The sequence below is a fragment of the Corynebacterium sp. UMB6689 genome (assembly GCF_030215295.1).
GTDB classification, from domain to species: Bacteria; Actinomycetota; Actinomycetes; order Mycobacteriales; family Mycobacteriaceae; genus Corynebacterium; species Corynebacterium aurimucosum.
Genome location: NZ_JASOLS010000004.1, coordinates 47478 through 60094 on the forward strand (window position 1 = coordinate 47478; position 12617 = coordinate 60094).

Annotated in this window: 10 protein-coding genes; 8 read left to right on the forward strand and 2 right to left on the reverse strand. The window is 63.2% G+C overall.

Annotated features, from left to right (window positions below; genetic code table 11):
• Positions 1-16: 16 nt before the first annotated feature.
• Entirely contained in the window at positions 17-1276 is a 1260-nt protein-coding gene (gene eccB, locus QP363_RS03185; protein WP_284762727.1) for a type VII secretion protein EccB, read from the forward strand.
• Here eccB and QP363_RS03190 read toward each other — a convergent pair.
• Together QP363_RS03190 and eccD are read right to left on the reverse strand one after the other, a co-directional pair.
• Positions 1167-2411 (reverse strand): S8 family serine peptidase, encoded by a 1245-nt coding sequence (locus QP363_RS03190; protein ID WP_284762728.1) that lies wholly within the window; start codon positions 2409-2411, stop codon positions 1167-1169. The two genes, eccB and QP363_RS03190, sit on opposite strands and share 110 nt — an antisense overlap.
• The gene (gene eccD / locus QP363_RS03195; RefSeq protein WP_284762729.1) at positions 2408-3739 is read right to left on the reverse strand and encodes a type VII secretion integral membrane protein EccD; all 1332 of its coding nucleotides are present in this window, start codon (positions 3737-3739) and stop codon (positions 2408-2410) included. The genes QP363_RS03190 and eccD overlap by 4 nt, the downstream gene beginning before the upstream one ends.
• Before the next feature lie 130 nt (positions 3740-3869).
• Between eccD and eccCa the strand changes: the two genes are divergently transcribed.
• The 7 genes from eccCa (at position 3870) to glmM (ending at position 12509) form a co-directional block, all read left to right on the forward strand.
• Positions 3870-7598, forward strand: coding sequence for a type VII secretion protein EccCa (gene eccCa, locus QP363_RS03200; RefSeq protein WP_284762730.1), 3729 nt, complete (start codon positions 3870-3872; stop codon positions 7596-7598).
• Positions 7595-8725, forward strand: a complete 1131-nt coding sequence (locus QP363_RS03205; protein WP_284762732.1) for a type VII secretion-associated protein — start codon at positions 7595-7597, stop codon at positions 8723-8725. The genes eccCa and QP363_RS03205 overlap by 4 nt, the downstream gene beginning before the upstream one ends.
• A gap of 178 nt (positions 8726-8903) precedes the next feature.
• Entirely contained in the window at positions 8904-9221 is a 318-nt protein-coding gene (locus tag QP363_RS03210) for a WXG100 family type VII secretion target (RefSeq protein WP_010189512.1), read from the forward strand.
• A 70-nt stretch (positions 9222-9291) separates the two neighbouring features.
• Positions 9292-9579 carry a WXG100 family type VII secretion target gene (locus QP363_RS03215; RefSeq protein WP_010189507.1) on the forward strand — a complete coding sequence of 96 codons (288 nt, stop codon included), beginning with the start codon at positions 9292-9294 and terminating at the stop codon, positions 9577-9579.
• A gap of 434 nt (positions 9580-10013) precedes the next feature.
• Positions 10014-10457 carry a 50S ribosomal protein L13 gene (rplM, locus tag QP363_RS03220; RefSeq protein WP_010189505.1) on the forward strand — a complete coding sequence of 148 codons (444 nt, stop codon included), beginning with the start codon at positions 10014-10016 and terminating at the stop codon, positions 10455-10457.
• A complete protein-coding gene (rpsI, locus tag QP363_RS03225) occupies positions 10457-10993 on the forward strand; it encodes a 30S ribosomal protein S9 (RefSeq protein ID WP_284762741.1) in 537 nt (178 codons plus the stop codon). The genes rplM and rpsI overlap by 1 nt, the downstream gene beginning before the upstream one ends.
• Before the next feature lie 172 nt (positions 10994-11165).
• Positions 11166-12509: a phosphoglucosamine mutase gene (gene glmM / locus QP363_RS03230; RefSeq protein WP_284762742.1), complete on the forward strand. Its 1344-nt coding sequence runs from the start codon at positions 11166-11168 to the stop codon at positions 12507-12509.
• Positions 12510-12617 lie beyond the last annotated feature (108 nt).

A 12617-nucleotide genomic window follows, 5' to 3' on the forward strand; every position in this document is an offset into this window, starting at 1 on the left:
TCGGGGGAGGATTCTCATGGCACGCGCGTTGCCAACGACCAAGGCCCAGGTGTCGGGCCACAAGTTCCTTTTGCGCCGCCTCGAGCACGGACTCGTGTTCGGGGACATCCGCATGATTCATGATCCATTGAAAAGGCGCCAGCGCGCTTTGCTTGGCGGGGTAGCCGCAGTAGCCTTCTTGAGTCTTGGCTCGGGGCTCATCGCGTGGATGCAGCCGGACCCGCAACCCGGAGATGCGCCCGTCGTGCGTTCTTCCGAGGGGCAGCTCCTAGCGCTGGTCAACGGCACTTATCATCCCGTGGCCAACCTGGCTTCGGCCAGACTGATTGCCAACGAGCCGGTCGAACCGCATGTGGCAGGGGACAGCTTTTTGGAACAGATGAGCCTGGGCACCCCGCTAGGGATTGCAGACGCCCCCAACCTTCTTACAGACGCAACTGGGCAGGAACCTGGTTGGTCGGCCTGCTTGGAAGAATCAACACAGGGCGCGAACTGGCAATCCAGCAGCCGCGTTGGCACCGTTACCGTGGTGGCGCACCGCGCTGTTCCCGGATTCGATGAAGAGCACGCCGCTGTAGTGGAATCCGATGGCACGCAGTGGCTGCTCACCGGCCAGGGGCGCGTCGTGCTGCCCGAGGCTACGAGTACACAAGGTCGAGTTCTGCGCCGCGCGTTGGGGATGACTGCAGAAACCGCTGTGTGGACCATGCCCGAGGAATTGCTCAACGCCTTCACAGAGCTGGAGCCGCTGAGCTTTCCAGCCGCGCCGCCTGAGATCCTCGACACCGGTGAGCAGTTGTGGGCGCGCACGGAGCACGGTGTTTTCTCCATCACCCCCACCCAGGCGGAGATGCTCGTCGGCGTGGGCGCACAGCGTTTGCCTGCGCAGGCGCAGGAGGTGGCCGCGCTGGGCGACGTCCCACCGTCCTTCAACCTCCCCACCACCCGCGTGGACTTCCTGTCCCCTGAGCAAGGCTGGTTGTGCGCGACTCACGAGCAAGGCGCCGGAACCATGCGGCCGGTGGCGGCCACGGTGGACCTGCCGGGGGACTCGGCCGCGCAGCGTTTCGCCGGCCTCCAGGCTGGAGTGGGCGTGGACAGCGGGCACGGCTACCACGTGGTCTCCGCCACCGGCAGGCGCCACGAGCTGGCTAGCGCGGCGGAGCTTAAAGCCCTGGGTTTGGGGGAACCGGAGCAGGTGCCATGGGAGATCCTGCGGCTGCTGCCGGAAGGCTCTGCTTTGAGCCGCGCGGAGGCCTTAGAGTCTGAGCACTGAGGACGGCTACGAGGGCGAGGATGGCCACGGCGCCGAGGAGAAAGCGGACAATCGGCCAGCCCTTGGCGGGCGGTGCCGCCTGCGGCCTCACCGCGACGAAGCGCTCCTCGCGGGTTTCTGCGCTGGGCCGGTACGTCACTGCTGTGAGGGGATCAACCACCCCATGTCCGGGCTCTGCTGAGTCAATGATGCGCTGGCGCAGCTGTGCCGGGGAGTCCCCAGGGTAGCGCTGCACCAACAAGGCGAGTGTGCCGCTGACCAGGGGTGCCGCAAAGGACGTGCCTTGAAAGACGGTATCGGCCTTTCCCGTGGCCCATCCGCCGCCGGGTTCCAGTGCGAGGGGAACGCTTCCTTCCGCGCTGAGGGGTGCCGTGATGGAATACTCCGCGAGGTCATGCGGCGTGGACAGAGCGCCAACCGCGAGGACGGTTTCGGCTTCCGCGGGAAAGACCACGTCATCCTTCTCACAGCCGCCGGCCGTCGCGTTTCCCGACGCCGCCACAACCACCGCCCCAGCCCCCTCCGCACGCTGCAGCGCCGCCTCCAAGGCGGAACGATCGACCCGCGTGGCGGCTTCCGGTGGAACGCATGACACCACGGAGACGTTGATGACCTGAGCACCCGCGCTGACGGCGTCGTCGATGGCGGCAGCCAGGCTGGCTAGCGTGCCGGACCCGGCGCGGTCCGTCGAACCGTTTTCTGGTGCTGGAGCCCGGTAATGCGAACTGGTCTGCCGGATGGAGTAGATTTCCGCATCCGGAGCCACGCCGAGTTCCTTACCTGCGATGACGCCGGCCACCACCGTTCCGTGCAGGTCACAATCTCGCAGCGGGTCTGGTTCCTCCGGGGTTACGAAGTCCGCTCCTGGTGATACGTGCAGCTGTGGGTGGGCGGCCACCCCAGTGTCGATGACCGCGACCTTCACCCCGGCACCCGTGGCAAAGGAATGCAACCGCGTACGATACTCCGAGTACTGCGCCGAGGGCTGTGGTCCTGCCGGAGCCCGCGTGGCTACTGCACAGGCGGTATCCGGTTCGCGGGCAGCAGCTACCGGCCCGGGCACCACGCAGGAACCCCAAGCCAGGACGGCGCCAAGAGCTGTGCTGGCAGCGCTGATTCTGCTTAGAGCTGTCATGCGCCCAACCCCCGAATGAACTCGAAGAGCCCGGCCAGGTGTGCGGCGAGTGGCAGGCACGCGGCGAGTGCGAGTGCTTCGGCCCGCTCGAACCACACGATGGTAGTTGGCTCAATCTGCTGTAGTTTGCCTGCCCACACCGGTACTGAAAGCATGGTCACCACGATGAGACCCGCGATCACGCTGAGCACCCACGTTCCCATAGTCGGGGCACTAAGCAGCAGCCACTCGCGCAGAGGTACCGCTACCGCGGCACTAGCCGCGGCCAGGCCATAGATACCCAGTGCCCACGCCGCAATGGGCCGGGCATGGCGTGCCGCATGCACGATGACTGCTCCGGCGATGCTCACGCATAATGCCTGGGAAGCAACCACGGTTGCGTCCGCGTGAGCGTTGAGCGCGACGAGAAAGATGGAAGGAATGCCCGCCAGCGTGCAGCCCACCGCTATACCTTCGTAGGCCTGCCCGGCGCGCCGGGCTTTGAGTGAGTTATCCGTGGGATCCTCATCCGAGATGCTCAAGTCCTGCCCGGCGGTGGGCAGTTGCGGCACTCGGAGGCCAGCAAGCCGCGTGGTCAGCAGGGGAGAGGCCGCGAGCAAGACCACAGTGGAGGCAAGCAACGGGCCGGGGCCAAGCACACCGACGAGCGCGAGCAGGCACCACGTGGCGGCACTTGCCCGAGCACCTAATCCGCCAATACGCACCACATGGGAGAGCACCACCACAGCGCCCACGGCCGCCGCAGCACCCACGAGTGGTGCGGCCGGAATCACGGTTCCGGTTGGGCCAGTAGCGACAGGTGAACCAGTGGACAGCGCCCCCGCCAGACCAGCAGCAACGTGGGCGGTCGCAAGCAGAGAACCGCGCCGGGTCCACGCCGCGAGTATGAGGCCGAGGAGTGCAGCGGCGGCGCAGCCAATCGAGGGAGATAGGGCGGCGGCGAGCAAGGCGCCGACGGCGATAAGCCCTGCCACGCCCCAGAACCCGGCTAGACCAGACAGCTGCGTGGTCGAGGCCTCGGCAGCGAGTGCCTCCGCGGCATCCCGCACGATGGGCGCCGGTGTCGGCGCATCTGGGCTGAGCACCAGGACGGAGCCGTCTTCCAAACTGGTGCGGTCGAGTGGCGTGGTCATCGATATGGTCTTGCCCGCCGCGGTGGTGGCGCGCCAGAGGATGGGGGCCGGGGGGACGTCGACAAGCACGAGCAATTCTCCCAGCACCTCCCCGACGCTGGAAGAAAGCGGTAGCGACACATCTGCTTCTTTGCGGGTCTGGCCTGCATGGATGCGGACGGTGACGTGAATGGAATGCGCAAGTGCGCGAGTCATGGAAAGTACCTCCCCCGAAAAATTTTTCTGGGCAACCCCTTGCCCATTGCCTCACATTGTGGCTTACTGGTGGCACGCTGTCCACCGCTTTAAGGAGGCGGTGGAGTACTTCGGGGGGAAGGACTTTGACATGCGCGTACCTACACGCGTCGTTGACACCGGGGTGTCGGCCTATCGGGAGCCGGCACCACCGCTGCCACAGGGCAGCATTGATGCCGAGGCGGTGCCGGAGGCAGCTCGCGCACAACCGGTGCCGCTCGTGCGCCTGCTCATGCCGCTGGTGATGATCGCGGCCATGCTGGGCATGGTGGCGCTCATGGTTCTCGGAGCGGGGGATGCGCGCCGGATGAGTCCCATGAGCCTCATGTTCCCGCTCATGATGCTGGCCAGCATGGCCATGATGTTTAACCCACAGGCAGGCGGGCAAGATCCGGATGAGACCCGTCGGACCTACTTGCGCCACCTCAAGGCACTGCGGGAGGAAGCACTGGAGCGCGGGGCGGCGCAACGTGCGCACGAGGAACACCGCAACCCTGACCCTGAACAGCTTGGCGCGCTGATCCCCACCCCGCGGCTGTGGGAGCGGACGGCAGATGCCCCGGATGCCCTGGAAGTGCGGGTGGGGACGGGGCCGATGGCCCTGTGTACTCCCATTAATGTGCCGGATTCGGGTGCGGCGGAAGACCTCGACCCGGTGTGCGCGGTGAGCCTGCGACAGACCGTGCGTGCGGTGGGAACCCTCGCGGATATGCCGGTGGTCATCCAGCTGCAGGCCTTTCCCGTCGTCGGCTTGGCCGGTGACGACGCCGCTGGGGTGGCCCGCGCGCTGCTGTTACACCTGGCGGTGCTGCATGGCCCGGAGACCGTGGGCATTGAGTATCACGGTGCGGAATGGGGATGGTTGAAGTGGCTGCCGCATTCCAGGGAGCCTGACCAGGCGCAGTTCCGTATCTGCGTCATGACGGAGGAACAAGGGCATAGCGTTGGTGTGCTGCACAGTGACGCGCTGGGGGATAGCCCCACAACCACCATCGCCGTGGGGGTGACACCCCATTCGCCCCTGGGCCGCCGCGCCGAGGAAGAGGGCATCTACCTGCGGGCGGAAAGCACGCTCTCCGTGGTTACTGCCGCGGGCGAGGAGGAGCTGGGAAGCTGCGCGCTTGTCGACGTCCCCACGGCCCTCCTCCTTGCCCGCACCCTCGCGCCCTATCACCGCCCCTTCGGTGGCGATGTCGCATCCACGCCGCGGCACGGCCGCAATGCGGATGTGCCCTCGTTACTGGGCTTCCGGGATGTAGATGCGCTCCAAGCCTCCGGCATGTGGCAGGGGCGCAGCCCTGCTGAGCGGCTGTGCGTGCCCATCGGTGTCGACGAATCCGGGTACGCTCTGATGCTTGACTTAAAGGAATCCGCGCAGGGCGGGATGGGGCCGCATGGGTTATGCATTGGTTCTACAGGCAGCGGAAAATCGGAATTACTTCGAACGCTTGTCGTAGCGCTGGCCGCCACGCACAGCCCGGAGGAACTCAACCTCGTACTCGTTGACTTCAAAGGTGGCGCCACCTTCTTGGGCTGTGAGGAACTGCCGCACACCTCCGCCGTGATTACCAACCTGGAAGAAGAATCCACCCTGGTGGAGCGAATGTACGATGCCATCTCCGGCGAGATGAATCGCCGCCAGGAGCTGCTGCGCAAGGCAGGAAATTTTGCCAACGTGGGAGAATTCAACGCCTCCGCTGCCGCGGTGGCGGAGCACGGGCCGCTGCCGGCGTTGGTCATTGTGGTGGATGAGTTTTCGGAGCTGTTGGGGCAGCACCCGGACTTCGCTGAACTCTTCGTCGCGGTGGGAAGGCTCGGCCGCTCGCTGCACGTGCACCTGTTGCTGGCCTCCCAGCGCTTGGAGGAAGGGCGCTTGCGGGGATTGGACTCTCATCTGTCTTATCGCATTGGGTTGAAGACTTTCTCCGCCGGGGAATCCCGCCAGGTCCTCGGCGTGCCCGATGCTTATCACCTCCCCGCCCAGCCGGGAGCCGGCTACCTCAAAACGGATGCCGATGCCCCCACGCGCTTTCAGGGTTCTTATGTTTCTGGCCCGGTCACGCGCCGGGTAGTGCGTGATGATGTGGCCGAACATGCGCAGCATTCGGCACGCGTGGAGCTTTTTAGTGGGCATCGCACGGCGGAGGAGGACGCGGACTATACGGAGCTCGTGGATTCTTCGAGCACACTCCTGGACACAGTGGTGGCTGCCGCCCGGGAGGAAGCCTCCCAGCGCGGCCAGTCAGCGAGGCGAATCTGGTTGCCACCCTTGCCGCCCGTGGTGGAGCTATCCAGCGTTGCCGCTCTGCGCACGGATTCACTCAGCGCAGGTGGCGGGCTACGCGCGGAGGTGGGGCTTATTGATCGCCCTTATCACCAGCGTCAAGACCCGCTGCTCGTGGATTTCACGACGGGCGGTGGGCACCTCGCACTGTGCGGCGGACCGCAGTCAGGAAAGTCGATGGCGCTGCGCAGCATCGCCTCCGGTATGGCCCTGTGGCATTCACCGGACCAGGTACGCTTTTATGTCATCGACCTAGGAGGCGGGCAGCTGCGGGTGTTGGACCGTCTGCCTCATGTAGCTGGGGTAGCCGGACGTGAGGAACCGGAAAAGGTGCGGCGCATCGTCGATGAAGTCGCCGGCCTTGTGCGCCGTCCGGAAACTCGACACACCTTTTTGATCGTGGATGGCTGGCACCACATCGGTACCTCCGGGGCAGACTTTGAGGACCTAGCTGAGCCGATTACCCAGTTGGTTGCTGACGGTGCCTCCGCCCACGTTCACGTCTTGATTGCGGCGGCGCGGTGGACCAGTTTGCGGCCGTCGATTCGGGATCTCATCGCGGCCCGCCTTGAGCTTCGCTTGGGCGAAGCCATGGATTCCCTCATCGACCGCAAGGCGCAGCAGAAGTTGCCGGCAGCACCCGGGCGAGGGATCACTTTGGCAGGGGAAAACCTCCTTTTTGCAGCGACCTCACCGCAGGATATCGCTCATATCTGTGGCGTGCATGCGGATGCTGTTCCGGTCCCACCGGTGAAGATGCTGCCCGCTGTGCTCACCGAATTGCCTGAGCCGGAAGATGGTTCGTCATCAGACGGCGTAGCTTGGGGCATTGGTGGACCGGACCTGGAGGTCCTCGACTGGGATCCGGGCGTCCAGCCTCACCTCGTGTGCATTGGCTCTCAAGGCTCCGGCAAATCGCATTTTCTCAGCGTGATTCTCGCCGGAATCAGCCAGCTGAGTCGGGAGGAAGCCCGCCTGGTGGTCATCGATGAGCGCCGCGCGCATTTGGGGACGCTGGACGAGGAGATGGTGGCGGCCTATGGGGCGTCGGCAAGCGCGGCCACCCAAGCCATTCTCGATACAGTGCGCACCCTAGAGCAGCGCCTCCCTGGCGCCGACGTCACCCCTGCCCAGCTCGCCGCGCGGAGCTGGTGGCAGGGCCCAGATATTTACCTTGTCATCGATGACCTCGACCTCGTCAGCGAGATAGCGCTAGCACCTCTGCTGGAGCTCCTTCCGCACGCTCGCGATGTGGGGCTGCACCTGGTGCTTGCGCGCAAAGCAGGCGGCATTGGGCGCGCGATGTTTGGGCAGTTCCTCTCGGCGGTGCGGGACCTGCAGCCGGCGTTGCTGCTTCTCGACGCTGACCGTGACGAAGGCGCCATCTTCGGCATCAAACCGACGGCATTGCCGCCCGGCCGCGGCCAATGGGTCGTCCGCGGCGTATCCCAAGGCTTGGCGCAGGTCTATGTGCCAAGCGCCGATAGTTCACATACCTCACTACAGACCACAAGCAACAAGGGAGAGAACCAATGACCACGACGCATACACTGCGAACCCCGACAACCGCGCCTGAGACCACGCTAGTTATTACGGTGCTCGATGCCGCCACGATTTATGAAGGCCCAGAGACGATCTATCGCTATGACCTGCCCGGCACTGGAATTGTCGAAGGCTGGGCGCTGGAGGCAGTCCTCGACCAAGCCGAAAAGGTCTGCGGGGCGGAATGGCCGGATATCAGCGTTGATGTGGTGGCGGATCCCTCCGGAACGGAGGTCAGCGTCGAAGCCGTGAGTATTCTGCGCCGTCAGCTCGCTGGCGCGGGTGCGACTGTGCAGGAACCAGATCCATCGCCGCCGCCCGGGGCTGGTGCGGTCAATAACTCGCTGGATGCTGTTCTCTCGGAGGTGGGCGGACAGCAGGAGCCCAGTGATGATGAGAAAACGTTGACCACCGAGTTGTCGCGGCCTGTTCGCCGCGAGCGTTCGCACCGTGCAGCGGAATCCCGCTGGTCCGCGCTGTTGGGAGGTATCGATCCTTTCTACATTGCAATCGCGGTCATGGTGCTCGTAGTGGCCGGGGTGTCGTGGTGGGCTGTCGGTCGCAAGGATGCGGCTGTGGCAGCGTCGACTCCTGATCAGGCAGTTGAAGGGGCATCCGCCGCCTCCGGCTCTTCGGGCACGGCCCCGAATCCCGACACGGAAGCACAGCCCGAGAGCTCTGCTGAGGGGACCGGAGCTGAGGAATCCGGAAGCAGGCAGCTGCGACCCGGTCAGCAGGCCATCGACGTGGAGGGAATGTCCCTGGTGCTTCCTCAAGGATTCCGAACCAGCGTGGAGGATGGTTTGGTCACCGCTGCCGGTGACGACCCCAACTTGCGCATCCTCTTGGCTGCTGATCCACTTTTCAATGTGCCTGTCGACGTTTTGTTCACAGAGATCAAAGAGCAGATTGAATCCGATCCTGCCCTCCGTGATCCGGTAGAGGAGTCTGGGCGGTTGACTTATATCGAGGACCCCGGCGACGGCTCCCGGGTGACGTGGATGATATGGGAAGACAAGGGCCATCAGATGTCCGTGGGCTGCCACACCAAGTTTGAGCCAAACGTGGTACAGAAGGCCGCCTGCCGAATGGCGGCAGAATCGCTGGTCAAGAAGGACTAAGCGGAAAGTTCTGCAAATCTCAAAGAATCTGAAAAATAGCGGGAACCGATGAGCCACTAGCTCAGTCCAATAAGGGTGAGAAGGACACAGGGTGCTTCTCGGGGGAAAGAAACACACACCAATCCCTAGGAATAAGGGATACGCCCCAAGGTAGGGAACAAGACAGAAAGAGAAGGACATGACTCAAACGTTCCGCACAGAAGCCGACGTAATGGTGGCCACCGCTGGCCGCGTCGACTCCACCAACGACGAGGTACAGGGGGAGCTCACCCGCCTGCAGGGTGTTGTGGACTCCGTCCGTGGCAGCTGGGCAGGCCGCGCGCAGGTTTCCTTTGACAACCTAATGCAGCGCTACAACTCCTCCGCGCAGCAGCTGCGTGAGGCGCTGACCGCCATCAGCGAGAACATCAGGGACAATGCCCGTAATTTTGATTCGGTCGAGGCTGATAACGCCCAGTCTTTCGAGAACGTTGGCGGCGCGGGCCTGGCCCTTTAAACACGAGCTGCTTTCACTGATTACTGCACACGCTGAATCACGCACGAACACAGAAGAGAAGGAACACGCAATGTCTGGAATCAAGTATCAGTTTGGCGCCATTGCCGGTGCCGCCGCCGACATCAACTCCACCTCGGGCCGCATCAACGGGCTCCTCGGTGACCTCAAATCCACCCTGCAGCCGATGGTATCGACGTGGGAGGGAGATTCCGCTGCTGCATATAACGCGGCGCAGGCGAAATGGGACAAGGCAGCCGCCGAGCTCAACACGGTGCTAGCGACCATCTCCACCACGGTTTCCCAGGGCAATGACAATATGAGCGACGTCAACCGTCGCGCTGCCGCCAGCTGGGGCTAAACCACTCCGACTGTGAGTCTTGAGCTGGGTGCGCGGACACTTTCTGCCTGACCATTCACCACCATGAGCAGTGAGCGGGAGGGAGGAAGGCGCGGAGGCTAGGGGAGTGGCGCAGAGAATGGAAGGGCTGGACGCGCCACCTTGACCCACACCACCCTCCGCTCACTCAGCAAAAGGCGCCGGTATCGCTTCTCATCAACGTTTCTGTCTCGAACCCCCACCCCGAATTAGCAGGGATGGAGGCGTTGGTGAGGGGCGATATCGGCGTTTTGGTTTTTGATCCGCTGCGTACTAAAGTGAAGCATCTATGTGTCCGCACCCTTGTTGACTTGGGTGCGCGCGTGCTGCAGGTCTCCACCGGCCGCTGTATGTACCGCGTAGGGGCTTACATAGCGATGGCCGGCAGTTCCGAGACAGACTTTCAAGGAGTCATTTTGTCTACTTTCCACCCGAAGAGCGGTGACATCACCCGCAAGTGGTACGTCATCGACGCTACTGACGTGGTTCTGGGCAAGCTCGCTTCCACCGTGGCTGACATGCTGCGCGGCAAGCACAAGCCCCAGTACGCACCGAACGTTGATTGCGGCGACCACATCATCATCCTGAATGCGGACAAGATCCACATTTCCTCCAACAAGCGCGAGCGCGAGATGCGCTACCGCCACTCCGGTTACCCGGGCGGCCTGAAGTCCATGACCCTTGGTCAGTCCCTGGACGCCAACCCGGTCCGCGTTATCGAGGAAGCTGTGAAGGGCATGATGCCGCACAACAAGCTTTCCAACGCCTCCATCAAGAAGCTGCACGTTTTCGTGGGCGAGGAGCACCCGTACGCCGGCCAGAAGCCGGAAACCTTTGAGTTTAAGCAGGTGGCACAGTAATGACCGAGCAGAACATCGACAACAATGTAGCCGACGCTGCCGACATCGCTGCAGCAACCGCCGCTACCGAGGAGTTCACCAACACCATCGGTGATTCCCTGGCAACCGATACCGAGGCTGAGGTTGAGACCGCTGCCCCGGCTATCCACGAGGGCCCGATCCAGACCGTTGGTCGCCGTAAGCGCGCCATCGCTCGTGTTCGCCTCGTTGCTGGTTCCGGCAACATCTCCGTCAACGGCCGCGCCTTTGACGAGTACTTCCCGAACAAGCTGCACCAGCAGGACATCCTGCTGCCGCTGACCATCCTCGAGCGCGAGGGTCAGTTCGACATCAAGGTCACCGTCAACGGTGGTGGCCCGACCGGTCAGGCAGGCGCCCTGCGCCTGGCTATCGCCCGCGCACTGAACATCTACAACCCGGCTGACCGCTCGGCCCTGAAGAAGGCTGGCCTGCTCACCCGTGATGCTCGTGCCGTGGAGCGCAAGAAGGCTGGTCTGCACAAGGCACGTCGTGCCCCGCAGTACTCCAAGCGTTAATCTTTGCTTACTGCATTTTCCGAAAGCCGCTGCTTCCCTTTCGTGGAGGCGGCGGCTTTCGCCGTGTATGGCAGGGGTGGGGCGAGTTTCCTGCTATGTTGCGGGGTATAACCAAGCCCCAAAGGTGGACCGATCTGCGCGCGGCAAGGGTGAGCGGGCATAATGAACAACTATGACTCGACTTTTTGGAACCGATGGAGTTCGCGGTCTCGCGAATAAGAAGCTCACACCGATTCTCGCGCTGCGCTTAGGCCAGGCCGCGGCGGAAGTTTTTACTTCCGACCGTGAGTCCTATGAGCGCCGCCCTCTGGCGATTATCGGGCGTGACCCGCGTGTGTCGGGTGAGATGTTGGATGCAGCGATTGCTTCGGGCTTGGCATCGCGCGGCGTCGACGTCGTGCGTGTCGGTGTGCTGCCTACCCCGGCTATTGCGTTCCTTACCGATGATTTTGGGGCAGATCTCGGCGTGATGATCTCAGCTTCCCATAACCCGATGCCGGACAATGGCATCAAGTTCTTCTCCGCCGGCGGCAAGAAGTTGCCGGATGAGGTCGAAGACCGCATCCAGGCTGCTATGGACAATCTCACTGAAGATGGCCCGACTGCGACCAAGATTGGTCGCATTATTTCGGAGGCTCCCGACGGCCGCGAGCGCTACCTCAAGCACTTGGCGGAGGTCGTCACCACTGATCTCAGCGGCATCAAGGTTGTCGTCGACACTGCAAATGGTGCGGCTTCCAAGGTTGCACCGCAGGCCTATGAGGCTGCGGGCGCTGAGGTCATTGCCATTCACAACAAGCCCAACGCCTTCAACATCAATGAAGATTGCGGTTCGACGCACATTGAGAAGACTCAGGAGGCCGTCGTCGAGCACGGCGCCGATCTGGGCCTAGCGCACGATGGTGACGCTGACCGCTGCCTAGCCGTGGATGCCGAGGGCAACGTCGTTGACGGTGACCAGATCATGGCGCTGCTCGCCGTAGGCATGAAGGAAGAAAACGATCTCCGCTTCAACACCCTGGTGGCCACCGTGATGTCGAACCTGGGCCTGAAATTGGCCATGAAGGAGCAGGGCATCGAGGTCAGGGAAACCGCCGTGGGTGACCGCTACGTGCTGGAAGAGCTCAATCGCGGTGACTTCTCTCTGGGCGGTGAGCAGTCCGGCCACGTGGTGCTGCCGGATGATTGCACCACTGGTGATGGCACGCTGACCGGCTTGTCGATTATGGCGCGCATGGCCAAGTCCGGGAAGTCTCTTAAGGAGCTGGCCTCCGTGATGACGGTGCTGCCGCAGGTGCTCATCAACGTTCCGGTGTCTGACAAGGCCACCATCCTTAACGCCTCAGAGGTTAAGGAGGCTATTGCTGCTGCCGAGGCAGAGCTCGGTGATACCGGACGTGTTCTGCTGCGCCCGTCCGGCACTGAGGAGCTCTTCCGAGTCATGGTGGAGGCTGCTGAAGAGGAGCAGGCGCGCAAGGTCGCAGGCAAGCTTGCGGCCGTCGTTGCTGCAGTTTAGCTCTACTCATTCCACCACAACCCCAGGCTTCTGCCCTGGGGTTTCGTGTTTTGTGGGGTGGTGTGGGAACCAAAGGGGATGTTTCTCAGTCCAATACAAGCAGGAATC

What these genes read in the sequence shown, in the direction of transcription:
- eccB (WP_284762727.1), top strand. Translation starts at nt 17, where the DNA reads ATGGCACGCGCGTTGCCAACGACCAAGGCCCAGGTGTCGGGCCACAAG.
- QP363_RS03190 (WP_284762728.1), bottom strand. Translation starts at nt 2,411, where the DNA reads ATGACAGCTCTAAGCAGAATCAGCGCTGCCAGCACAGCTCTTGGCGCC.
- eccD (WP_284762729.1), bottom strand. Translation starts at nt 3,739, where the DNA reads ATGACTCGCGCACTTGCGCATTCCATTCACGTCACCGTCCGCATCCAT.
- eccCa (WP_284762730.1), top strand. Translation starts at nt 3,870, where the DNA reads ATGCGCGTACCTACACGCGTCGTTGACACCGGGGTGTCGGCCTATCGG.
- QP363_RS03205 (WP_284762732.1), top strand. Translation starts at nt 7,595, where the DNA reads ATGACCACGACGCATACACTGCGAACCCCGACAACCGCGCCTGAGACC.
- QP363_RS03210 (WP_010189512.1), top strand. Translation starts at nt 8,904, where the DNA reads ATGACTCAAACGTTCCGCACAGAAGCCGACGTAATGGTGGCCACCGCT.
- QP363_RS03215 (WP_010189507.1), top strand. Translation starts at nt 9,292, where the DNA reads ATGTCTGGAATCAAGTATCAGTTTGGCGCCATTGCCGGTGCCGCCGCC.
- rpsI (WP_284762741.1), top strand. Translation starts at nt 10,457, where the DNA reads ATGACCGAGCAGAACATCGACAACAATGTAGCCGACGCTGCCGACATC.
- glmM (WP_284762742.1), top strand. Translation starts at nt 11,166, where the DNA reads ATGACTCGACTTTTTGGAACCGATGGAGTTCGCGGTCTCGCGAATAAG.